The sequence below is a fragment of the Burkholderia sp. BCC1977 genome (assembly GCF_905339595.1).
Lineage (GTDB): Bacteria > Pseudomonadota > Gammaproteobacteria > Burkholderiales > Burkholderiaceae > Burkholderia.
Genome location: NZ_CAJPGQ010000006.1, coordinates 21507 through 44141, shown reverse-complemented (window position 1 = coordinate 44141; position 22635 = coordinate 21507). Strand labels below are relative to the sequence as shown.

18 protein-coding genes are annotated in these 22635 nt (G+C 65.7%); 13 read left to right on the top strand and 5 right to left on the bottom strand.

Going from position 1 to position 22635, the window contains the following annotated elements; translation table 11 throughout:
* Positions 1–239: 239 nt before the first annotated feature.
* Genes U5771_RS07350 through U5771_RS07330 form a run of 5 tightly spaced genes read left to right on the top strand, consistent with a single transcriptional unit; the run spans position 240 to position 5668 of the window.
* Positions 240–1496: a lipopolysaccharide biosynthesis protein gene (locus U5771_RS07350; protein WP_322023359.1), complete on the top strand. Its 1257-nt coding sequence runs from the start codon at positions 240–242 to the stop codon at positions 1494–1496.
* Positions 1493–2317: a glycosyltransferase gene (locus tag U5771_RS07345; protein ID WP_322023358.1), complete on the top strand. Its 825-nt coding sequence runs from the start codon at positions 1493–1495 to the stop codon at positions 2315–2317. Before U5771_RS07350 ends, U5771_RS07345 begins: the two co-directional genes overlap by 4 nt.
* A 43-nt stretch (positions 2318–2360) precedes the next feature.
* Entirely contained in the window at positions 2361–3497 is a 1137-nt protein-coding gene (locus U5771_RS07340; protein ID WP_322023357.1) for a glycosyltransferase family 4 protein, read from the top strand.
* Between the two features lie 14 nt (positions 3498–3511).
* Complete coding sequence (galE, locus tag U5771_RS07335; protein WP_322023356.1) at positions 3512–4534, top strand: UDP-glucose 4-epimerase GalE; 1023 nt, start codon at positions 3512–3514, stop codon at positions 4532–4534.
* A 27-nt stretch (positions 4535–4561) separates the two neighbouring features.
* Positions 4562–5668: a glycosyltransferase gene (locus tag U5771_RS07330; protein WP_322023355.1), complete on the top strand. Its 1107-nt coding sequence runs from the start codon at positions 4562–4564 to the stop codon at positions 5666–5668.
* Between the two features lie 86 nt (positions 5669–5754).
* On the opposite strand, the gene U5771_RS07325 is transcribed toward U5771_RS07330, so the two are convergent.
* From U5771_RS07325 to U5771_RS07305, 5 genes are all read right to left on the bottom strand, one after another.
* Positions 5755–8100 carry a protease pro-enzyme activation domain-containing protein gene (locus tag U5771_RS07325; protein WP_322023354.1) on the bottom strand — a complete coding sequence of 782 codons (2346 nt, stop codon included), beginning with the start codon at positions 8098–8100 and terminating at the stop codon, positions 5755–5757.
* A 303-nt stretch (positions 8101–8403) separates the two neighbouring features.
* Positions 8404–9390 carry a glycosyltransferase family 4 protein gene (locus tag U5771_RS07320; protein WP_322023353.1) on the bottom strand — a complete coding sequence of 329 codons (987 nt, stop codon included), beginning with the start codon at positions 9388–9390 and terminating at the stop codon, positions 8404–8406.
* Positions 9387–10346: an NAD-dependent epimerase/dehydratase family protein gene (locus U5771_RS07315; RefSeq protein ID WP_322023352.1), complete on the bottom strand. Its 960-nt coding sequence runs from the start codon at positions 10344–10346 to the stop codon at positions 9387–9389. Before U5771_RS07315 ends, U5771_RS07320 begins: the two co-directional genes overlap by 4 nt.
* A gap of 40 nt (positions 10347–10386) precedes the next feature.
* On the bottom strand, positions 10387–11568 hold the full coding sequence (locus U5771_RS07310) for a glycosyltransferase family 1 protein (RefSeq protein WP_322023351.1): 1182 nt from the start codon (positions 11566–11568) through the stop codon (positions 10387–10389).
* A gap of 95 nt (positions 11569–11663) precedes the next feature.
* Positions 11664–13535 carry a nucleoside-diphosphate sugar epimerase/dehydratase gene (locus U5771_RS07305; protein ID WP_322023350.1) on the bottom strand — a complete coding sequence of 624 codons (1872 nt, stop codon included), beginning with the start codon at positions 13533–13535 and terminating at the stop codon, positions 11664–11666.
* 364 nt (positions 13536–13899) lie between these two features.
* Between U5771_RS07305 and U5771_RS07300 the strand changes: the two genes are divergently transcribed.
* The 8 genes from U5771_RS07300 (at position 13900) to U5771_RS07265 (ending at position 22624) form a co-directional block, all read left to right on the top strand.
* Positions 13900–15351 carry a mannose-1-phosphate guanylyltransferase/mannose-6-phosphate isomerase gene (locus U5771_RS07300; protein ID WP_322023349.1) on the top strand — a complete coding sequence of 484 codons (1452 nt, stop codon included), beginning with the start codon at positions 13900–13902 and terminating at the stop codon, positions 15349–15351.
* 166 nt (positions 15352–15517) lie between these two features.
* The gene (locus tag U5771_RS07295; protein WP_059507060.1) at positions 15518–16315 is read left to right on the top strand and encodes an ABC transporter permease; all 798 of its coding nucleotides are present in this window, start codon (positions 15518–15520) and stop codon (positions 16313–16315) included.
* Entirely contained in the window at positions 16315–17535 is a 1221-nt protein-coding gene (locus U5771_RS07290) for an ABC transporter ATP-binding protein (protein WP_322023348.1), read from the top strand. Before U5771_RS07295 ends, U5771_RS07290 begins: the two co-directional genes overlap by 1 nt.
* On the top strand, positions 17532–18518 hold the full coding sequence (locus U5771_RS07285; RefSeq protein ID WP_322023347.1) for an FkbM family methyltransferase: 987 nt from the start codon (positions 17532–17534) through the stop codon (positions 18516–18518). Before U5771_RS07290 ends, U5771_RS07285 begins: the two co-directional genes overlap by 4 nt.
* 22 nt (positions 18519–18540) lie before the next feature.
* On the top strand, positions 18541–18927 hold the full coding sequence (locus tag U5771_RS07280) for a hypothetical protein (RefSeq protein WP_322023346.1): 387 nt from the start codon (positions 18541–18543) through the stop codon (positions 18925–18927).
* The gene (locus U5771_RS07275; RefSeq protein WP_322023345.1) at positions 18914–20116 is read left to right on the top strand and encodes a glycosyltransferase; all 1203 of its coding nucleotides are present in this window, start codon (positions 18914–18916) and stop codon (positions 20114–20116) included. Before U5771_RS07280 ends, U5771_RS07275 begins: the two co-directional genes overlap by 14 nt.
* Positions 20113–21630, top strand: coding sequence for a glycosyltransferase family 1 protein (locus tag U5771_RS07270; protein ID WP_322023344.1), 1518 nt, complete (start codon positions 20113–20115; stop codon positions 21628–21630). Before U5771_RS07275 ends, U5771_RS07270 begins: the two co-directional genes overlap by 4 nt.
* The gene (locus U5771_RS07265) at positions 21623–22624 is read left to right on the top strand and encodes a glycosyltransferase family 9 protein (protein WP_322023343.1); all 1002 of its coding nucleotides are present in this window, start codon (positions 21623–21625) and stop codon (positions 22622–22624) included. Before U5771_RS07270 ends, U5771_RS07265 begins: the two co-directional genes overlap by 8 nt.
* Positions 22625–22635 lie beyond the last annotated feature (11 nt).

The window sequence follows — 22635 nt, the reverse complement described above, 5'->3', positions numbered from 1 at the left end:
GGTTGCGTGCATGGAAAATAATCTGGCCGCCTTTCGCGCATGCCCGGCATCATACATGCGGGCCCGGCGCCACAAGGAACGGGAGGAACGGGACGGCTGGAGCGACCCCGATCCCACTTATAATCGCGGGTTTTGATGACGCGCATTCTGTCCATTTTAATGCCTAGCCGTTCCGCCGCCGCCAACCTGCCGCCTCCGGGCGCCCTGCCGGCCGCATCAAGCGCGTGCGGCTGCCCCGCATGCTGAAGCGATTCGGCAACCCGGACGTCGCGAAGGCCGTCGCGAATCTCGTCTGGCTGGGGCTCGAACGGCTCACGCAGATCGGCGTCGCGATCGCGATCAGCGGTCTTCTGGCCCGTTATTTCGGGCCGGATGTGTTCGGCAAATGGCAGTATGCGAATACGCTTCTCCTCGTACTGGCACCGCTCACCTGGGTGTGCGGCGCCGAAATCCTGGTTCCGACCATCGTCCAGCGCCCGCCCGCGCAACTCGGCGCGGTGCTCGGCAGCGCGTTCGTGCTGCGCATCGGCGTGTCCGCCGCCGCGCTCGTCGCGACCTGGATCGCGATCGGCGCCGGCGCGTTCGACCCGCTCGTCGGCGCGATGCTGGCGGGCCTCGCGGTCACGATGGTGTTCCGCGAGCCGTTCGTCGGCGTGATCAACGCGTGGCTGCAGAGCCTGACCTACAGCAAGCCGCAACTCGTGACCAGCATGGTCACGGCGCTGGCGAAGGCGCTCTTCGTCTGGCTGCTGGTCCGCGCGGCCGCCGGCCCCGCCCGCTTCGCGTGGCTGTGGGCGCTGGAGGCCGCCGCGATCGGCGTCGCGCTGCTGCTCTACTACCGTCATCGTAACGGCGGCGCGCTCGGCTGGACGTTCGACACACCGCTGTTCAGGCACTTTGCCACCGCCGGCACCGTGTTCTGGCTCGGTCTGATCTGCATGTACCTGTTCCTGAAGCTCGACCGCCTGATGCTCGAACGTCACGTGTCGTTCGCCGACCTCGGCCGCTATTCGGCCGCCCAGCAGCTCAACGAGAACTGGATCACGCTCGCGCTGATGCTCGCGCAGACCATCGCGCCCGCGTTCGTGTACCGCGTGCAGGACGTCGCGCGGCTGCGCCGCAACATCGTCCGGCTGATCGCGATGACCGCCGGCCTGATGACGGCCGGCGCGCTGGTGCTGGACGCCGCCGCGCCGCTGATCGTCGGCAAGGTGTTCGGCCACGGCTACGAGGCGTCGGTCGACATCTTCCGCTGGGCCGTCTGGCTGTCCGTGCCGGCCGGCATCGAGGCGATAGGCAATCTTATCGTTCTCAAATATCAAGCAAAATTCGTGTTGCTGGCGAAATGGGTGCTCGCGCTCGCGATCGCCGCGCTCGTCAACGTATTCGCCATCCCCCGGCTCGGCCTGTACGGCGCGCTCGTCGGGCTGGCGGCCGGCTATGTCGCCGCCGCCGCCGTTAATTTTTATTACATTCGTTTCAAGCTGCGCCCATGACGTCTCCCGATTGCCCGCCCCCGCTCGACGACGTGGCCGTGCTGATGCCGGCCTACAACGGCCACGACGACGTCGTCCGCACCCTCGCGTCGTTTCGCGAGGACGCGCCGGTCCACGTGCTGATCGTCGACGACGGCAGCACGCCGCCGATCGCGGCCCCCGACCTGCCCGGCCTCGCGGTCGAGGTGCTGCGCATGCCGCGCAACGGCGGCATCGAGCGCGCGCTCGAGGCCGGGATCGACGCGCTCGCGGCGCGCGGCTTCCGTTATGCGGCCCGCATCGACGCCGGCGACCTCGCCGCGCCGCGGCGTCTCGCGAAACAGCGCGCGTATCTCGATGCGCACCCGCGCGTGGCCTGCGTCGGCATGTGGACCCAGGTCGTGTCGCGCGCCGGCGAGCCGCGCTTCATGCTGACGCCGCCCGCCGATCCGCGCACGCTGCGCCGCACGCGCTTCCTGCGTTCGCCGCTCGTGCATCCGTCGGTCATGCTGCGCATCGACGCCGTGCGCGAAGTCGGCAACTATCGCGCGAAGTATCGTGCCGCCGAGGATCTCGATCTTTTTTTACGGTTAATGCAACGCTACGATTGCGCGAACCTGCCGGAGCTCGGCCTCTACTACGAGCTCAACGAGGGCGGGATCAGCGCGACCAAGCGCCGCCGCCAGCTGATATCGACGCTATCGCTGCTGCTGCGTCACTTCAACGTACTGAACCCGTACGACTGGGCCGGCCTCGCCAAGAACCTGCTGCATTTCGTGACGCCGTACCGTACGCTGCAGCGGATCAAGCAGACGCTGTTCGCGGCGCGGCCGTCCGCGTAGCCCGCATCCGGCATTTTCGACGCTTTATTTTTTCCTTTTTTTCATGTCCGCTACCTCCTCGCTGCGCATCGCGCTCGTCTGCAACACGGCCTGGGCGATCTACACGTACCGCCACGGGCTGATCCGTGCGCTCGTCGCGCGCGGCGCCGAGGTCGTCGTGATCGCCCCGCACGACCGCACGGTGCCGCTGCTCGAGCAGATGGGCTGCCGCTACGTCGCGCTCGCCGTCGCGTCGAAAGGCACGAGCCCGCGCGAGGATCTCGGCACGCTTGCCGCGCTGGTGCGCCATTACCGCGCGCTGAAACCCGATCTCGTGTTCCATTACACGATCAAGCCGAACATCTACGGGTCGATCGCCGCGTGGCTCGCGCGCGTGCCGTCGATCGCGGTCACCACCGGCCTCGGCTACGTGTTCATCCAGAAAAGCCGCGCGGCGAGCGTCGCGAAGCGCCTGTACCGGTTCGCGTTCCGCTTTCCGCGTGAAGTCTGGTTCCTGAACCGCGACGATCTCGCGACCTTCACCGACGAGCAACTGCTCGCGCACCCCGACCGCGCGCGGCTGCTGCACGGCGAAGGCGTCGATCTCGACCAGTTCGCGCCGGTACCGCTGCCCGCCGGCCGCGGCCCCGTGTTCATCCTGATCGGCCGGCTGCTGTGGGACAAGGGCGTGCGCGAATACGTCGAGGCCGCGCGCGTCGTGCGGGCCCGCTTCCCGGACGCGCGCTTCCAGCTGCTCGGGCCGCTCGGCGTCGACAATCCGAGCGCGATCGGCCGCGCGGACGTCGACGCGTGGGTCGGCGAAGGCGTCGTCGAGTATCTCGGCGAGGCGCACGACGTGCGCCCGCACATCGCGGCGGCCGACTGCGTCGTGCTGCCGTCGTACCGCGAGGGCGTGCCGCGCACGCTGATGGAAGCGTCCGCGATGGGCCGCCCGATCGTCGCGACCGACGTGCCGGGCTGCCGCGACGTCGTCGCCGACGGCGAAACCGGCTTGCTGTGCCGCGTGCGCGACAGCGCGAGCCTCGCCGAGCAGTTGATCCGCATGATCGAACTCGGGAGCGCCGGACGCGACGCGATGGGTGCGCGCGGCCGCCTCAAGGTGACCGCGGAATTCGACGAGCAGCAGGTCGTCGAACGCTACCGGCAGACCATTCACACATTGACCGGCATCACACTCTGAAGGAGCGCATCAGCATGACCGCTAAAGGCACCATCCTCGTTACCGGCGGTGCGGGCTACATCGGCTCGCACACGGCCGTCGAGCTGCTCGACAACGGCTACGATGTCGTGATCGTCGACAACCTCGTCAACAGCAAGGCCGAGTCCGTCCGGCGCATCGAGCGGATCACCGGCAGGACGCCCGCGTTCCACCAGGTCGACGTGTGCGACGAAGCCGCGCTCGCGAAGGTGTTCGACGCGCATCCGATCACGGGCACGATCCATTTCGCGGCGCTCAAGGCGGTCGGCGAATCGGTCGCGAAGCCGCTCGAGTACTACCAGAACAACCTCGGCGGGCTGCTCTCGGTGCTCAAGGTCATGCGCGAGCGCAACGTCCGGCAGTTCGTGTTCAGCTCGTCGGCGACCGTGTACGGCGTGCCGGAGCGCTCGCCGATCGACGAATCGTTCCCGTTGTCGGCAACCAACCCGTACGGCCAGTCGAAGCTGATCGCCGAGCAGGTCCTGCGCGATCTCGAGGTCTCGGACCCGTCGTGGCGCATCGCGACGCTGCGCTACTTCAACCCGGTCGGCGCGCATGCGAGCGGGCTGATCGGCGAGGATCCGGCCGGCATCCCGAACAACCTGATGCCGTACGTCGCGCAGGTCGCGGTCGGCAAGCTCGAGAAGCTGCGCGTGTTCGGCTCCGACTACCCGACGCCGGACGGCACCGGCGTGCGCGACTACATCCACGTCGTCGATCTCGCGAAGGGGCACATCGCCGCGCTCGACGCGCTCGCGAAGCGCGACGCGAGCTTCGTCGTGAACCTCGGCACGGGCCAGGGCTACAGCGTGCTGGAAGTCGTGCGCGCGTTCGAGAAGGCATCGGGCCGTCCGGTGCCGTACGAACTCGTCGCGCGCCGTCCGGGCGACATCGCCGAGTGCTACGCGAATCCGCAGGCCGCGGCCGACCTCATCGGCTGGCGCGCGACGCTCGGGATTGAAGAGATGTGCGCCGACCACTGGAAATGGCAGGAGGGGAACCCCCGCGGTTTTGTATAATCCGCTGTCCATTTTTCGAGCGATCCCATGCTCAGCTTCGCGTCCGGCTTCATCGTCTCCCTGCTCGTCACGTTGTTCATCGTGCGCTATGCGCATCTGCACGAGAAATTCTCGATCGACAGCGACCTGGCCGGCGTGCAGAAATTCCACGTGCGGCCGGTGCCGCGCGTCGGGGGCATCGGGATCCTCGCCGGCGTCGTCATCGCCGCGCTGCTCCTGACGCGGCGCTATCCGACGATCGCCGGCAGCATTCTCGGCATCGTGGCCTGCGGGATGCCGGCGTTCCTGTCAGGCCTCGTCGAGGACCTGACCAAGCGCGTGTCGCCGCGCGCGCGGCTGCTGTGCACGATGGGCGCGGCCGCGCTCGCGTTCTGGCTGCTGAACATCGCGGTCACGCGCATCAGCGTGCCGCCGCTCGACTTCCTGCTCAGCTACGTCGCCATTTCGGCGTTCATCACGGTGCTCGCGGTCGCCGCGCTGGCCAACGCGATCAACATCATCGACGGCTTCAACGGCCTCGCGTCGATGGTCAGCTTCATGATGTTCGCATCGCTCGCCTACGTCGCATTCCACGTCAACGATCCGGTCGTGATGTCCGCGTCGATCATCATGATGGGCGCCGTGCTCGGCTTCTTCCTGTGGAATTTCCCGGCCGGGCTGATCTTCCTCGGCGACGGCGGCGCATATTTCATCGGCTTCATGCTCGCCGAGCTCGCGATCATGCTGGTGATGCGCAATCGCGAAGTGTCCGCCTGGTACCCGGTGCTGCTGTTCATGTATCCGATCTTCGAGACGTGCTTCTCGATCTACCGGAAGAAGTTCATTCGTGGGATGTCGCCGGGGATTCCGGACGGCGTGCACCTGCACATGCTCGTGTACAAGCGGCTGATGCGTTGGGCCGTCGGGACCAAGCATGCGCATGACCTCACGCGGCGGAATTCGCTGACGTCGCCTTACCTTTGGCTGCTGTGCCTCGTCGCGGTGATTCCGGCGACGCTGTTCTGGCGGCACACCGTGCATCTGTTCGTGTTCGTCGTGCTGTTCGCGCTGACCTATGTGTGGCTGTATATCAGCATCGTCAGGTTCAGGGCGCCGCGATGGATGGTCGTGAGGAAGGAAAAGCGCGGGCATTGAGCGGCGCGGGGCGCCGGCGTGTCGCCGGTCCGCACGACCGCGTGCTCCGATACCGGCGGCGCGGCCGCGCATCGCAGAACAAAGTCCTAGCTTCCCGAGGTATTGGTGTTCCAGCGCGGCGCCTGCGCATAGATCACGAGGTTGCCGTCGTCCTGAATGTACGTGGCCGCCCCCGGATTGCCGTTGGTGCCGGAATACCAGAGCGGCACGCCCGCCGGACTGTAGACGACCAGGTTGCCATCCGTCTGCATCGTCGCGTAGGCGCCCGGATGACTGGAGGTCCCCGAATTCCATTGCGGGACGCCCTGGCGAAGCAGCACCAGATTCCCGTCCCCCTGCATGACGAGCATGTTTGCGCCGTTGCCTGATGCCAGGCTCTGGCCGCTGCCGAGGATGACGCCACCCTTCCAGACCGCCGGTCCGCTCGACGAGTTCGTCAATCCCGCCGCGAACGTCGACGTGGCGAATAGCGGGACAGACGACCGGTAGATCACCATGTTGCCATCGTCCTGCACGGCAAGATACTGGCCATAGGACCCGCCGTTGGTCGACGAGAACCACAGCGCCCTGCCGTTCGCGCTGTAGACCACGAAGTTGCCGTCGGTCTGGAACACGGCATACGCACCGGCATTTCCGGACGTCCCGGAATTCCACAGCGCGGCACCGCTGGTCGTGTTGTACAGCACGAGGTTGCCGTCATCCTGCATGACCAGTCGATGGCTTCCGGACGCCGAATACACGATTTGCGCCGGCTTGAGCGTCGTCCCTTCATTGATGTTGCCGCCGTAGATCGGTGTCGTCGGCACGCATATCGCGGAATGCAGCACGCTGACGCCCGGCGTGCCCCAGCCGGTCACGAAGTCCCAACCCGAACCGGCACTGTATGCGCCGTTGCTGCCGTTGGTGATGTCGCGAAAGATCGACGGCGTCATGGCTTGAGCGCTGTACAGCGTGGGTGCGGCGAAACCGAGGTTCGTCGCGCAACTGCCGGACAAGAGGCGCGCCCAGGTCGCGGCAAACAACGGCGCGGACAGGCTCGTACCGCCCAGCGTCTCGAGTTGTCCGCCCACGATGATCTGTGCGCCGCTGTTGGGATCGGCGTCGAACGCGAGATCCGGCAGGCCCCGGAACGCCCGCCCCTTGAGCTGCGGTACGTTCGACTGCCAGGACGGAATCGGCTCGATGCCGCTGATGCCGCCCCCGCCGGAGTCCCAGGCCGTCTCGCCGGCGTAGCTGCCGTTCCCGTTCGTATAGAGAGTGGTGCCGCCGACCGCCACGACGTAGGGTGAGCTGGCCGGGTATTGCACCGACGTGCCGCTGCAGCCGTACGCAACGCTGCCCGAATCGCCGGTGCTGACGGAAAAGGTCTGCCCCTGTGCGATGGCCAGTTCGAACAGCACGTCCATCGAGGCGGTCGGCGCCCAGTTCTCGCATCCGCCGATCGACATGTTCACGACCCGCGCGGTGTTGTCCGTCACGGCGCGATTGATCGCGAGCGCCATGTTGCTCCATGCAAAGGACGGCGCAACATAGAAGTTGATTTGCTTGACGCCGCCGGACATCCCGACGATGGTCTGGCTGTCGAGCGACCATTCGACGTTTCCGCTCGTGTCGGCGCTTGGCGTGCCGGCGTTGATCACCGAAACGGGTACGGCGGGCAAATGGTTGTTGGTTTCGAACGTCGTCAGGTCGATGACCGGCTGCGTCAGGTTCCCTTCCGCAATGATGCCCACCGTGACGTTGCCGGCCGTCGGCGCGCTGCCGACGGAATAGATGCCCGGGAAGTTCGTCGGGTTGTGGCCCACCGTGACTGCGTTGGTCGTCGACGACGCGTTCGCGGACGGCGCACCGGCGGCAACCGACGCGCGCACGAAGTGCGGATGCAGGCGCGTCGCGGTATCGAGCCCCAGGACCGCTTGAACGACCCCGCCGAGTGCATCGGGCACCGTCTCGGGGGCGGTGTTGATATGCGCGCTGCTGCCGTCCGCCATCGCGACCGGCACCAGCGTCGTCTGGAACACGCTGGATATCGTGCCGGCCGGCGCATCGGCTTCGACGATCATGTTGTTGCCGGCGACGTTGATGTTCGTGAAGCCCTTACTTCCCAAATAGGCCTTCACCGTGGCGACCTGGTCGGCGGTGGGCGTGTATCGCGCGGCGATCTGCGCGGAGGTCAGCACGGTGCCGAAGCTGGCGCTGCCGGGCGTTCGTGCGTCCTGCACGAAGCGATGCAGCCCGGCTTCGTCGTTCAGCTTGAGTACCAGCGCAACATGGACCGGCGCCGTCGCACTCATCGGCGCCGCACTCACCACGTTGCCCGTGGCGCGCAGCGCCGACAGTTTGCCGACCTGCGCAGCGGCAGCCGCCGCCGCCGGACTCCCGTCGTCGCCGCCGCACCCCGCGAGCGCGAACACCATGAGTGCCGCGCTCATTCCCCTTGCAATATGTTCCGCTTTCATCGGATTGGTATGGACCGTTGCTCTCGTATTTGGCTTTTCACCTTTATTCTTTACGGCAATCGCACGGCTACCTTGAGAAAAACATAGGAAGAAATCGACCGTCAGTCAAATGACCGAAGCGGGTCGATGCGGGTGGACGCGAACGGGGTGATCCGTGCGTCGATCGGGAAGATGGCGCCGAGCGAATGCCGGCGCGGGCAGGCGGTCAGGCGGCGCGCAGCCGCCGCCCTTCATACGACATCCGGTATGACGCTCGAGGCCGGATATAACGCGAAATCAACGTGTCAGCCCGGACTTGCGCCAGCGCCATTCGATCCACACGCCGACGACGGCGAGCACGGCGTACCACGCAACCACGATCGCCCACTGCTCCGCGACGGACGGCAATTCGTGCGCTGCGAGCCCCGCCGCCGAACCGCCCACCATCAATGCGTAATACAGCAGCGCCACCGGTACGTGCGAACCGAGCGTCCGCACCAGCCGTTGATAGAAATGTTCGCGATGCGCCTGCCAGACCTTTTCCCCGCGCAACAGGCGGCGCAACAGCGTCACGGATGCATCCGCGATGAACGGTCCGAACGCCATCGCGACGAACCACACCGGCCAGACGCCATGCTGCCAGCCCCACAGCCCGAATGCACCGGCCAGGAAGCCCAGCGGAATCGATCCGACGTCGCCGAGAAAGACCTTCGCCGCCCCGAAATTGAGCACGAGAAAACCCAGGCCCGCGCCCGCGATCACGCCGCTCGCCATCGCGAGCTCCGGCGCGACGCGCACCGCCGCGATCGCGTAGGTGCCGAAACCCAGCACCGTCATGCCGGCCGCGAGACCGTTCGCGCCGTCCATGAAGTTGTAGAGATTCACGATCCAGACGAGCGCGACAACGACCAGCGCCATCGCCCAAATCGGCATCCCGGTGGACGAAGCCGCGACGGCGCCCGCGGCCACCAGCAGGTGTACGCTGAAGCGCACATGCGCCGACAGGCCGCGCCGGTCGTCGATCAACGACACGACGGCCAGCACGCACGCGGCGAGCGCCGCCCAGCCGAATCCCGGCACGCCGAGCGCAATCAGCGGTAGCGCCGAACCCATCACGCCCCATCCGCCGACACGCGGCACCGGACGTTCGTGAAGGGAGCGCTGGTTCGGCACGTCGACGGCGAGTCGCCACGCGAGCCCCGATTTCAACAGCCACGCGAGCACCGCGAAGCTGACGCATGCAGCGAACCCGGCAACCACCACAATGGGCAGCGATGCGATCATGCTTCACCCTCCTTCGTCAGGCCGGCCACCGTGCGGGCCAGTCCCTGGTCGACGGTAAACGGTGGCGCCCATCCGAGCGCGCGCAGGTGCGCGCATTCGATCCGCAGCGGACTCGTCAGGCGGTCGACCACCGCGCGACGTCCGGTCAACGCGCCCGCGGCGCGCAACCACGCGACGGGCACCGGCACGAGCCGCGGCGACCGACCGAGCGCGGCGGCAATGCCTGCAACGAGCTCCGCGACGGACCGGTCGTTGCCGTCGGTCACATGGAACACCCCGTCCGTCGTGTCCTCGCGCGTGGCCAGGAACCGCAATGCGTCGACGAGGTTGCCGATATACACCATGCTGCGCTGTGCGTGCGCGGCGCCGAGCGGCAACGGCACGCCACGCGCGACCGCGCGCATCAGCCCGAGGAAATTCGCCCGCACGCCGGGACCGTACACGAGCGGCGGCCGCACAACCGTCAGCTCGATCCCGCAGGCCGCGCAGGCATCGCGCAACGCGACTTCCGCCTCGTGCTTCGAGATGCCGTAAGGATCGCCGGGGCGCGGCACATCGTCCTCGCGCAACGGACGGCCGTTCTCGTGCTCACCGAGCGCCTTGACGCTGCTGACGAACACGAACCTGCGGACGCCGGCGCGGCGCGCAGCCTCGAGCGCATCGAGCGCGCCCCGGACGTTCGCTGCCCGGTAGGACGCCAGCGGATCGGTTGCGTCGTCGTGCATCACGTGCACGCGTGCCGCGAGATGCACGAATGCGCTGCATGGCGGCAAAGCAGGCTGTCCGGCGGCGACGCTGACGAAATCGTCGTCCGCGATGACGCACTCGGTCGCCCGCGCATCGATATCGCCCGCGTGGCGGCGAACGAGCGCGACGACGTCGTGTCCTGCGTCGCACAACGCGTGCACCAGTGCGCGCCCCACGAAACCGTTCGCCCCGCTCACGCCAATCCGCATTGCCCTTCCTCCATCGACGGCATTCGTCGCCGCGCGCGCGTCAGACCAGTGAATGATAGACCTCGCAGGTCTTGTCGACGGTTGCGTCCCACGTCAGCTCGGCTGCGCGCCGCAACCCCTTCTCCACCAGCAGGTCGCGCAGCGCGGCGTCCGTCAGCAGGCGCTCGAGCCCGGCCTCGATCGCGTCGACCGAATACGGATCGACTTCCAGCGCGGCGCCGTTCGTGACCTCCGGAATCGACGTCACGTTCGACGTCAGGACGGGCGCCCCGCTCGCCATCGCCTCCGCGACCGGAAGACCGAATCCTTCGTAAAGCGACGGATACGCGAAGACCGCGGCCGACGAAAAGAGATGCAGCAGGCTCGAGCGCGACAGGTAGCCCGGCGAAATGATCTGGCCCGCCTGGGCCAGCGGCTCGATGCATGCCATCAACTGCGAATTCTTCCAGCCGTCGGCACCGACGAGGACCAGCGGATACATCCGCCGCAACTCCTCCGGCAACCGTGCGAATCCTTCGACCAATCGCTGAAGATTCTTGCGCGGCTGCAGCGTGCAGACCGACAGGACGAAACGCCGCGACTGAATCCCGAGCGCGTCGAGCACGGGGCGACACTCCTCTTCACTGTATGGCCGGAACACCGGTTCGACACCAAGATGGATCGGCACCACCCGCTCCTCCGGCACGTCGTAGATGTCGAGCAGTTCCTGCTTCGTGTACAGGCTGTCGACGATGATCGCACCGGCCTGTCGCAGCGAGCGCGGCAGCCCGTGATCGAGGTAGTTAACGGCGACCTGCGGATGAAACTCCGGATGACGCCGGTGGGACAGGTCGTGCACGGTCACGACGTTCGGACCGCGATAGCGCGACGCGACGAAGTTGGTCTCGTGATAAAGGTAGCCGCGCCGCGCGAAGTCGCTGCGCAACGTGCGTGACGCGGAACTCCGCACGACCGTGCGCAAGCGATAGAGCCCCGGAATCGCCCTCGATTTCTGCAGCAGGCTCGCGGTCATGCCGTTGCGGAACTGAACTGCCTTCTGCAGCGACGACTGGTCGACCATCATGGCGTCGAGACGCTCGCCCTGAAACACGGTGCGCCCGACCCAACCGGCGACGTCTTCGACGTCGCTGCGCCGCAGCAGCCCTTCGAGCAGATGTTGTGTGTAGTAGCCGATGCCGCTTCGGGGCGGACGCAGCGAATTGAGATCGAAAAGCAGTTTCATGCGATCGAGGGCCAAACGAACTTGACGACGCCGTTACCCGTCGGAAGACAGGTCACGGCGTCGTGTCAGGAAAATGAAGGATGGACGGCGCGCGCTCAGGCCGACCGCGCCGAAGCGACGGGTTGCAACTGCGGCAAGACCGTCGGCTGATATTCAGGCACCCACCGGCGCAGGTCCCGTCGCACCTCGTCGTCGGGCAGCACGCGATTCTGCATCAACCACGGCAGAAGGTCGTCGAGCAGGTTGTCCGGCACCTCTCTCGCGCGCGCAATGCGCAGCTTCGGATGCGGCGTACGGGTCGCGGTCTCGTCGTCAGCGAGCAGTTCCTCGTACAGTTTTTCGCCGGGCCGCAGGCCCGAGAACGAGATGCGGATCTGACTCTCGTCAAAGCCGTAGAGACGGATCAGGTCGCGAGCCAGATCGACGATCCGGACCGGCTGCCCCATGTCGAGGACGAAGATCTCACCGCCCAGTCCCATGCTGGAAGCCTGCAGCACCAGCTGCGACGCCTCCGGGATCGTCATGAAGAAGCGCGTGACTTCGGGATGGGTGACCGTCACGGGGCCGCCCTTCGCGATCTGCTGCTGGAATTTCGGAATGACGCTGCCAGCGCTGCCAAGCACGTTGCCGAAGCGAACCGTCTCGAACTGCGTCGAACTCGATTGCTGCAATGCCTGGCAGGCCATTTCCGCCAGCCGTTTGCTCGCGCCCATCACATTCGTCGGGTTGACGGCCTTGTCCGTCGAGATCAGCACGAAGTGGCGCGTGGCATGACGCGCAGCCGCACGCGCGACGCGGTACGTGCCGAGCACGTTGTTGCGGACCGCCTGCCACGCGTTGAGCTCTTCCATCAACGGCACATGCTTGTAGGCCGCCGCATGGAAGACGATGTGCGGCGCATGGCGGCGAAACACTTCGTCCAGCAGCAGGGAATCCTTCGCGTCGCCGACGATCGGCACGACGTCGACGCCCGGAAATCGTTCGTGCAGATCTTCCGTCAAACGGTAAATCGCATACTCCGACAGATCGAACGCAACCAGCTGGGCCGGCTCGAACCGCAGGATCTGACGGCACAGTTCGGAACCGATGGAGCCGCCCGCACCCGTCACCATCACGACCCGCCCGCGCAGCAGCGCATCGACGTGAGCGGTATCGATCGACACGGGCTCGCGGCCCAGCAGATCCTCGAGATCGATCTGGCGCACGCGCGACAGGGAAGCCTGCCCCTGCGCGACGTCGGCGAGCGCCGGCAGCACCATCGCGCGAACGCCAGCACGCACGCAGAGCGTCGCGACCCGCCGCTGCACTTCGACCGGCGCGGACGGGATCGCGATGATCGCGGTCTCCACGCGCAGCATGTCGGCGAAATGCGGCAGTTCGTCGATCGCGCCGAGCACCTTGTAGCCGTAGATTTCCCGGCCGCGCTTGGTCGGGTCGTCGTCAAGGAGTCCGATCAGGCGCCATTCGCCCGAACGCGACAGTTCTCGCGCGAGATTCGCACCGGCCGTGCCCGCGCCGAGCACGACGACCGGCTTGCCTTGCGCGACCAGACCGCCGTATCGATAGAACTCCTTCACCGTCCGGTACAGTGCACGCGCGCCGCCGGTCGACAGGAACAGCAGCAGCGGAGAAACGAGCAGCACCGAACGCGGAATGATCGGCGTCGGCTGCAGCATCACAGCGCCAATCATCACGAGCAGCGCACCGATGCCGACCGCCTTCGCGATGCGGATGAGATCGGGCAGGCTCGCGAACACCCACATCCCGCGGTACAGGCCGCAGATCCGGAACAGGATCGCATAGGTCGGGACGACGCCCGCGAGCGCAACGAGGCATCCGTGCCAGAACTCCGTCGGCACGGTCCCGTTGAAACGAATCACGTAAGCCGATATCCATGCGGCGGCGACGGCGAGCAAGTCGAATCCGAATACGCTCAGTGACCGCCACGACGGTTTGAATCGAAGCATGCGTGAGATCCTAGTGAAACAGAACGTTAACTACTGTGCGGCGGCCGTCGCGCAAACGGCTTGGCCGCTTGGCCATGTCGTATAGTGTGCGGATCGGCTGGAGGGACGCCAGCGCACGATCGCCGTGAACCGGTAGGAATTATGCCGATAGACGGAACAAACAGGCAAATTCGGATACCTGCATGTTGCGGCGGACGTGATTTCGGGACGATACCCCGTCGCGATTTATTGTTGTTTTCTTGCAGTGCAACTTCCGTAACGAGATGTATGGTGCAATGGTTCCGCAGGGTGAAATCCGCTAGAATCGCAGCCTTCCAATGGTCCCGCATCATGCCGTAAACGGATCGTAAAACAGATCGAGTCAATGAACATCATACCCGTCATCATCTGCGGAGGCGCGGGCACCCGGCTGTGGCCCGTGTCGCGTGAAGCGTTTCCAAAGCCGCTGTTGCGCCTTGCTGACGGGCAAAGCCTGCTCCAGAAGACCTATCTTCGGGCCCAGCAGGCGACCGCTGCACGCGAAATCGTCGTCGTCACGAACCGCGAAACCTACTTCCTGACCAAGGACGAGTGCACGAACGTGCGCGAGGCAGGCAACCGGCTCGGCTTCGTGCTCGAGCCCGAGGCCCGCAACACGGCTGCCGCCATCGGCGCCGCCGCCGAATTGATCCGCCGCGAGCACGGCCCCGAAGCCGTCATGCTCGTCCTGCCGGCCGACCACCTGATCGCCGATCAGGCGGCGTTCGATGCTGCGGTGCAGCAAGCTGCAGCCGCTGCGGTCGACGGCCAGATCGTGACGTTCGGTATTCATCCGACCAGTCCCGAGACCGGCTACGGCTACATCGAATACGATGCGGCCCCGGCCCGCGGCCCGGCGTCGCGCAAGGTGACGCGTTTCGTCGAGAAGCCGGAGCTGTCGGTTGCCGAGGCGCTCGTCGCCGACGGGCGTCACCTGTGGAACGCCGGCATGTTCTGCTTTACTGCGCAGACGATCCTCGCGGAACTCGAGCGTCATGCGCCCGGCGTTGCCGCACCGGTCGTCCATGCGGTCGATACCGCGTCGCGCAGTGCGTCGTCCGACGGCGACTACGCGCTCGAACTCACGCCGGCCGCCTTCCGCGAAACGGAAAGCATCTCGATCGACTACGCGGTGATGGAGCGCTCGGCGAACGTCTACGTCGTACCGTGCGACATCGGCTGGAGCGACATCGGCTCCTGGCTGTCGATCAGCGGTCTCACCGCCCCTGACGAGCGCGGCAACCGCATCAGCGGTCAAGCGCAGCTTCACGACGCAGAGAACTGCTTCGTCCAGAGCGAGGACCGGATGGTCGGCCTCGTCGGTGTGCACGACCTGATCGTCGTCGATACGCCGGACGCCCTGCTCGTCGCATCGGCGCAACACGCGCAGGACGTCAAGCACATCGTCGCCGGGCTCAAGCAGTCGAACCACAGCGCGTATCGCCTGCACCGCACCGTGCATCGCCCGTGGGGGACCTACACGGTGCTGGAGGAAGGCGAACGATTCAAGATGAAGCGGATCGTCGTCAAGCCGGGCGCCTCGCTATCGCTGCAGATGCATCACCATCGAAGCGAGCACTGGGTGGTCGTGAGCGGTTGCGCGGATGTCGTCAACGGCGAACAGGTCATCTCGCTGCAGCCGAACGAATCGACCTACATCCCGGCCGGTCACAAGCATCGGCTGATCAACCCCGGCGTGCTCGATCTCGTGCTGATCGAGGTCCAGTGCGGCGAATATCTCGGCGAAGACGACATCGTCCGCTTCGAGGACGTCTACGGCCGCACATCGTCGAACTGACGCGGCCGAACGGACTGCCCGCGCCCCCGGTCGATCCGGGGGCCGCGCGGCATGGATGTCACGACGCGACGGGTTTCCCGATGCCGCGCCGCGCGTCCCGACGGCAACCGACGCGCGGAAGCCGCCGCCCTGTGTCGCGCGCACGACCTGTTCATAGGAATTCTGCATGGCAGTAGGAATTGTCAAATCCGCGTGGCGATATCGCGGATTCATCGTCAGCAGCGTGAAGCGCGAATTTCAGTCGCGCTACCGGAATTCGCTGCTCGGCGGCGCGTGGATGGTGATCAACCCGCTGGCGATGATCTTCGTCTATACGGTGATCTTCTCCCAACTGATGCGCGCACGACTTCCCGGCGTCGACAGCAATCTCGCATACAGCGTCTATCTGTGCGCGGGCTCGCTCACGTGGGGCCTGTTCGCCGACACGCTGACGCGCGCGCAGAACGTGTTTCTCGAGCAGGCCAACCTGATCAAGAAGCTCAATTTCCCGCGCATCTGCCTGCCGATCATCGTCGCATTGAACGCGCTGCTGAACTTCGGCATCGTGTTCGCGCTCTTCACGATCTTCCTGCTGGTCTCCAACAATTTCCCGGGCTGGTCGTATTTCGCGCTGATTCCGGTGCTGCTGCTCCAGGTCGCGTTTTCGATGGGCCTCGGCATCGTGCTTGGCGTGCTGAACGTGTTCTTCCGCGACGTCGGCCAGCTCTTCGGCGTGGTCATGCAGTTCTGGTTCTGGTTCACGCCGATCGTCTATCCGATCGCGGTGCTGCCTGAGCGCGTGCGCCACTACATCATGTTCAACCCGATGGCGCGCGTGATTACCGCTTATCAGGACATCTGCGTGTGGCACCGCATGCCGAACTGGTACTCGCTGTGGCCCGTTCTTGCCCTTGCCGTACTGCTCTGCGCGGCCGGCGCATATATTTTCCGCAGGCATTCGGCTGAAATGGTGGACGAACTGTAATGACGGCGATCAAGGTAGCCGGCGTCGGCAAGGCATACAAAATCTATCGGTCCCGTTGGGGGCGACTCATCGAATGGCTCGTGCCGGGCGCGAACCGCCACGAGTTGCGATGGGTGCTGCGCAATATCTCGTTCGACATCGAACCGGGCGAAGCCGTGGGCCTGATGGGCGTCAACGGAGCGGGCAAGAGCACGCTGCTCAAGATCATCACGGGTACGGCACGCGCCTCCGAAGGCCAGATCGCGATCAACGGTTCGGTCGCGGCGCTGCTCGAACTCGGCATGGGCTTCCATCCGGACTTCACCGGCCGGCAGAACGTCTACATGGCCGGCCAGCTGCTCGGCCTGAGCAATCACGATGTCGACACGCTGATGCCGGAAATCGAGGAATTCGCCGAGATCGGCGAATACATCGACCAGCCGGTGCGCGTCTATTCGAGCGGCATGCAGATGCGCCTGGCATTCAGCATCGCGACGGCGCGCCGTCCCGACATCCTGATCGTCGACGAGGCGCTGTCGGTCGGCGACGCGTATTTCCAGCACAAGAGCTTCGACCGGATCCGCAAGTTCCGCGAACAGGGCACGACCCTGCTGCTCGTCTCGCACGACAAGACGTCGATCCAGTCGATTTGCGACAAGGCCATCCTGCTCGAGAAAGGTACTGTCGCGAAAATCGGGCCGCCCGAGGAAGTCATCGACTTCTACAACGCGTCGCTCGCGCAGCGCCAAAGCCAGTCGATTCGCCAGGAAGTGACGGCGGAGGGCAACACACGCACCATCTCCGGCACCGGCGAAGCCACGGTCGAGCACATCGCACTCTACGACGGTGCCGGCAACGAAGTCGAAATGGTCGACGTGGGCTCGAGCGCGCAGCTCGAGATCACTGTGCGCGCCAACGAAGCGATTCCGAAGCTCGTCCTCGGGTACATGATCAAGAACCGCCTCGGTCAGGACATCTACGGCACCAACACGTACCACACGAAACAGATCGCGGAAAACGTGCAGGCCGGCGAACGCCTGAAGTTCACGTTCGCGTTCGACATGAACGTCGGGCCGGGCTCGTATTCGGTTGCAACGGCACTCACCAGCGGGTCGGATCACCTGACCAACAACTACGAGTGGCGCGACTATGCACTGGTCTTCACCGTCGCGAACCTGACCCGCCCCTTCTTCCTTGGTTTCAGCTTCATCGAACCCACCATCCGGATCGAGCGGCAATGACCTTTCTCTCCTTTGCGCAGAACTTCGAAGACATCGTTCTCTGGCGCGCGCTTTCCGATGTCGAACAGGGGTTCTACATCGACGTCGGCGCCAACGAACCGATCGAGGATTCCGTTACGAAGGCGTTCTACGAACGGGGCTGGCACGGTGTCAACGTCGAGCCGGTCACCGAGCATTTCGATGCGCTCGTGCAGGATCGGCCGCGCGACATCAATCTCGCGTGCGCGCTGGGCGAAAAGCCCGGCCGCCTGACGCTCTATGAAATCGATGCGCGCGGCCTGTCGACCAACGCGCCCGAGATTGCGAATCGCTACCGCGAAAGCGGTCGCCTGCACGGCGAACGCGAGGTCGAGGTTCGTACGCTCGCGGACGTCTGCGAAGCGTACGCGCCGCGCGACATCCATTTCCTGAAGATCGACGTCGAGGGCTTCGAGCGCAACGTGCTGCTCGGCGCGGACTTCAAGCGCTTCCGCCCGTGGATTCTCGTGATCGAATCGACCGAGCCGAATTCGCCGGTCGACAACAGCGCGGAGTGGGAATCGATCGTGACCGACGCTGGTTACGAATACGCGTACTTCGACGGCCTGAACCGCTTCTATGTCGCGGCCGAGCATCGCGACCTGAAGCCGCGCATCGCGCTCGCGCCGAACGTATTCGACCGCGCGAAGCTTCGTCGCGGCCACTGCTTCGTGCTCGATCCCGAGGTTTCGCCGGACGCACATCGCGCACTGCACGACACCCTGGCCGAGCGGGAGCGTGCGCTGGCCCGATTGCAAGACGAACTGGCCGCATTGCGGGGCGAGCTGACCGCGGTGCGCGCCGAGCTCTCGGGGGCGCACCTGACCGCCGCCCATGCCGACGCGCAGGCGATGGACCTGAAACGCCAGCTCGCCACGCTGCAGGCGGACCACGCGCGACAGTCCGAACGGCTTGCGCAGCCGCTCGTGCGCCTTGCGCTGCGGCTGCACGGTGCATCGCGATAAGTGACGACGAGGGATCGACGACATGACTGAATCCGATAACCGCCCGGACGTTGCATCGGGCGACGAAGCATCGACGCGCGACGCGCGAATCCGCGATTCGCAGGCGTTCGCGAAGCATCTCGAACCGACGCGCGACGACACGCGCCAACCCGTGCTGTCCCCATTGCGCATCGATGCGGAGCTGCTCGCGCGCATCGGCATGCTGAGGCACCTCGCCGCGCCGCGCACGTCGCTGCCGCCGCGCATCGCGCGCTACCGGCTGCTGCGGTTCGGTCCCGTGCAGCGCATGATCCTTCGCGTGTGGAACTACGTCACGCGCCCGGGCCGCACCCAGTCGCAAGCGACAGCCGACTGTGTCGACCTGATTTACACGGAACTCAAGCGGATCACGCAGCATGACCACCGGTAACCTGTCCGCCAAGCGGCGTGTGCTGATCGTTCGTGGCGACTTGAACAGCTACAGCGGCTATGCGTACGCGAGCCGTCTCTATCTCGAATGGCTGGAGCCGCACTTCGACATCGTGCTCGGCGTCGACCTGCACGGACACCCGTCCCGCCATGTCGCGGTATGGCCGTATCCGCTGATCGCCGACAACTGCGTCGCGAGCGCCGCGAAGCTGCCCGATAGCGAGGTCGTCGTCCTGACGATCTCGACGCCTGACAACTTCCGCCCGTTCGCCGGCGCGCGGAGTATCGGCATGTTCTTCTGGGAAACCGATCGCCTCGGCAATCAGTCGTGGATTGCGTCGATCAACGATATCGACGAAGTCTGGGTGCCGGCCCGGTTCATGCAGCCCATGCTCGAGGAAGAAGGCGTCGAGATTCCTGTCGTCTATACGCCCTGCCCGATGCCGCACGGCGCCGCCGAACCGCGCGACACGTCCGCTCCCGATCTCACGTTGCGCGAAATACCGCTGCGCGAAGGCGCGACGCCGAAACTCGTGTCATTGTCCGAAGTACGCGCGTCGTGCGACCTGCTGCTGCTCAGCACCAACACGCTGATCCCGCGCAAGGGCTTCCCGGTCCTCGCCGACGAGTGGCTTGACGTGATTCGCGCGCATCCGCGCGCGGGGCTCGTGCTCAAGGTATCGACGATCGACGTGACAGAAACGGCGGATCGTCTGTTCGACCGCGTGGCGACCCTGTTCGCGCAGATCGCGCGCCGCCACGAAGTCGACGCGTCACGCGTCTATCTGTGCACCGGCTCGCTGACACACGACACGATGCAGGCGCTCGGGCAGACATGCGACGGCTTCCTGACCGCGTCGTTCGGCGAGGGACTGGGGCTCGGCCTGTTCGAAAACCTGCTGGCCGGCAAGCCGGCCCTGTGCCCTCGTCATACGTCGTTCGCGGAATTTCTGCCGGCCGACTACCGCTATTTCATCGACACCGAGGTCGCAAACTTCGGTCTTGCCGATCCGGTCGGCGTGAACCCGATCTCGGCGCACTGGGGCGTGCTTCGCGAGGGTGCGCTGCTCGCGACGGTCGAAACCCTGCTCGGCGATCTGCGCGAGCGGCGTACGCATACCGAGATCAGCGCCGCGGTCGAGCATTTCCGGACCGTCTGCAACCCGCGGGCATGGGAGCACCACGCATGATGCGTCTTGTCATCGACATCACTCCGCTCGCGATCAATCGCACCGCGATGTACTTCATCGTGCGCGACACGGTGCGCCATCTGATCCTGTCCGGCCATCCGGTTCAACTTCAGGCGCTGGGCGAACCGGTCGATCTCGCAGAATTCGTCGCAAACGACTACACGCTGAACGCCAGCTTCGAGTCGCGCGTCGGCGCGCTGCTCGGCGCGGCCCTCGCCAATCCCGACGCCTTCGCGCGCCGCCAGGACGATCGGCAACCCGAAGCACCGCGCATCAACTTCGTGTTCGACCCGCTGTATCTGCTGTTCGTCGGCCGGGCCGCACGCACGATCGCGTACGTGCTCGACCTGACGCCGATCACGCGCCCCCAGTGGCACAACCCGAGCGTGTCGCGCCTCTACTCTATCGCGTACGACCGTCTGTACGACCCGTCGATCGACATCCTGTCGATCAGCGAAAGCACGTCGCGCGACCTGTGGGCCAACTACGGCATTCCGCGCAGCCGCATGCGCGTCGTCCCGCTCTACGATCGTTTCGATCATCCGGTCGAAGCGAAGCGGCGCCAGCCGTCGCGGCAATTCCTGTTCGTCGGCAGCCTGGAAACCCGCAAGAACATCACCGGACTCGCCCAGGGCTTCGCGTTATCGGGTCTTGCCAAGGAAGGCTACACGCTGCGCATCGTCGGCGGCGACGGTCACGGTGCCGAGGTCATCAAGGCCGCGGTCGCCCGCGTGGAGGGCGCCGTGCTCTGCGGTCGCCTGCCCGACGACAAGCTGCGCGACGAGTACGAGCGCTGCTGCGCCCTTGCGTACCCGTCGCTGTGGGAGGGCTTCGGCCTGCCGGCACTGGAAGCACTCGCGCGCGGCATCCCGCTGCTGCTGTCGGACACCGGCGCGCTGCCCGAGGTCGGCGGCCCGTTCGCGAGCTATGTCGACCCGTGCAATCCGCATTCGATCGCGCAGGGCCTCGTCGAAGCCGCCCGGCACGCGAACGACGACCCCGACTACGGTGCGCACACCCTTGACGCGCGTCAGGAATGGGTTCGCAAGTTCTCGCGCGAAGCCTACCTGTCTGTCGTCACGGAAGCCGTTCGCAACACGGAGAGCGCGGCCGCCCGGTCGAGCGCGCGCAATGATCCGTTGTCCGAACATGCGGCGGCTCCCGGCGAATCCGCAGTCGAATCGCCCGCGGCAAATCGACCGTTGCCGCTCACCCGCCGTGTCCGTCGCGCACTGATCCATCGATCGCGGATCGTGCCGGCCACGCTGCGCGACGTACCGGGCAATTCGTTTTCACTGGACTACCTCTACTGCCTGCAGCAGGAGCGGCGCCTGCGCCTGTCGCGGATGCTGTCGCGCTTCATGTCCGGCCGGATCTGGATGTATCCGTGGTATGCGATGCGCGTGGTCGCCGAAGCCGTTTCGCTGCAGGTCACCAATACGCTGGTTCGATCGATGATCAACGAGACGCTGATCCAGAAACTCGGGACGCGTCTGGAGCGCGATCATGACTGACGTGGCTGTCGTCAAGCCCGATCACCTCGGCGATTTCGTCCTCAGCGTGCCGGCGCTGCGCGCACTGCAGCAGAAATTCGGCAACTACGACCTGTACGCCGCGCCGGGCAACCGGTTCCTGCTCGAGCATTTCCTGCCCGACGGGCCGGCGCTGCATCCGACGAAGCTCGCCCACCTGCAGAAGGACGGGATCGGCGAAGGCATGCCGGAACTGATCGCGCAGCTGAAGCCCTACTCGCTCATCGTCTTCCTGCGCGACGACGGGTTCTGCCACGAAGCGGCCAGCATCCTCGGCACGCGCGCCGTCGCACCGCGCAGCGACAACGTCACCCACGAGACGCGCATTCAGCAGCGCGTCACGGAACCGCTGACCGGCAAGTACTCGCGCTCGTCGCTGATGTGGCCGGCGGCAGGCTCCGCGCCGCAATGGCCGTCAGCACTCCGCACCGTCGGCATCTCGCTGAGTGCCGGCTTCTTCGCGAACAAGATTCCCGCGACGACCTGGGTGCGGCTCGCGCAATCGCTGCAGTCGAAGCACGGCATCGCGATCAAGCTGATCGGCGGTCCGCTCGAGGCAGACGAACTGCGCATGCTCGCGCGGATGCTGAACCTGACCGACTCGGACGTGATCCTCGGCGGTGCGAAGCTGTCCGATTTCCATGCGCGCGTCGGCGAATGCGATGTCGTGGTGGGCGCCGACAGCGGCACGCTGCACCTCGTGTCGGTCTGCCGGCCGGTGCTCGGCGTATTCACGTCGAGTCCATGGCAACGCTTCTCGCCGTTCGGTGCCTCGAACCGCGTGCTGTACTCCGACGTTCCCTGCTCGCCGTGCATCCAGTTTTCAAAGGATGCGTACAACGGTTGCGTCATACGCGAGTGCGCTGCGCTGATCGCGGCGCCGGACATCGAAGCCGCCCTGCTCGCATCCGGCCCCGGTGCCAAACCCAAACTGGGGCGCCTGCTGCATTTCGTCTGCGGCCCCAGCCATATCTGACCCGAACCCAC

What these genes read in the sequence shown, in the direction of transcription:
- U5771_RS07290 (WP_322023348.1), top strand. Translation starts at nt 16,315, where the DNA reads ATGACGGCGATCAAGGTAGCCGGCGTCGGCAAGGCATACAAAATCTAT.
- U5771_RS07350 (WP_322023359.1), top strand. Translation starts at nt 240, where the DNA reads ATGCTGAAGCGATTCGGCAACCCGGACGTCGCGAAGGCCGTCGCGAAT.
- U5771_RS07300 (WP_322023349.1), top strand. Translation starts at nt 13,900, where the DNA reads ATGAACATCATACCCGTCATCATCTGCGGAGGCGCGGGCACCCGGCTG.
- U5771_RS07270 (WP_322023344.1), top strand. Translation starts at nt 20,113, where the DNA reads ATGATGCGTCTTGTCATCGACATCACTCCGCTCGCGATCAATCGCACC.
- U5771_RS07275 (WP_322023345.1), top strand. Translation starts at nt 18,914, where the DNA reads ATGACCACCGGTAACCTGTCCGCCAAGCGGCGTGTGCTGATCGTTCGT.
- U5771_RS07285 (WP_322023347.1), top strand. Translation starts at nt 17,532, where the DNA reads ATGACCTTTCTCTCCTTTGCGCAGAACTTCGAAGACATCGTTCTCTGG.
- U5771_RS07310 (WP_322023351.1), bottom strand. Translation starts at nt 11,568, where the DNA reads ATGAAACTGCTTTTCGATCTCAATTCGCTGCGTCCGCCCCGAAGCGGC.
- U5771_RS07265 (WP_322023343.1), top strand. Translation starts at nt 21,623, where the DNA reads ATGACTGACGTGGCTGTCGTCAAGCCCGATCACCTCGGCGATTTCGTC.
- U5771_RS07325 (WP_322023354.1), bottom strand. Translation starts at nt 8,100, where the DNA reads ATGAGCGCGGCACTCATGGTGTTCGCGCTCGCGGGGTGCGGCGGCGAC.
- U5771_RS07345 (WP_322023358.1), top strand. Translation starts at nt 1,493, where the DNA reads ATGACGTCTCCCGATTGCCCGCCCCCGCTCGACGACGTGGCCGTGCTG.
- U5771_RS07295 (WP_059507060.1), top strand. Translation starts at nt 15,518, where the DNA reads ATGGCAGTAGGAATTGTCAAATCCGCGTGGCGATATCGCGGATTCATC.
- U5771_RS07305 (WP_322023350.1), bottom strand. Translation starts at nt 13,535, where the DNA reads ATGCTTCGATTCAAACCGTCGTGGCGGTCACTGAGCGTATTCGGATTC.
- U5771_RS07330 (WP_322023355.1), top strand. Translation starts at nt 4,562, where the DNA reads ATGCTCAGCTTCGCGTCCGGCTTCATCGTCTCCCTGCTCGTCACGTTG.
- U5771_RS07320 (WP_322023353.1), bottom strand. Translation starts at nt 9,390, where the DNA reads ATGATCGCATCGCTGCCCATTGTGGTGGTTGCCGGGTTCGCTGCATGC.
- U5771_RS07315 (WP_322023352.1), bottom strand. Translation starts at nt 10,346, where the DNA reads ATGCGGATTGGCGTGAGCGGGGCGAACGGTTTCGTGGGGCGCGCACTG.
- U5771_RS07340 (WP_322023357.1), top strand. Translation starts at nt 2,361, where the DNA reads ATGTCCGCTACCTCCTCGCTGCGCATCGCGCTCGTCTGCAACACGGCC.
- U5771_RS07280 (WP_322023346.1), top strand. Translation starts at nt 18,541, where the DNA reads ATGACTGAATCCGATAACCGCCCGGACGTTGCATCGGGCGACGAAGCA.
- galE (WP_322023356.1), top strand. Translation starts at nt 3,512, where the DNA reads ATGACCGCTAAAGGCACCATCCTCGTTACCGGCGGTGCGGGCTACATC.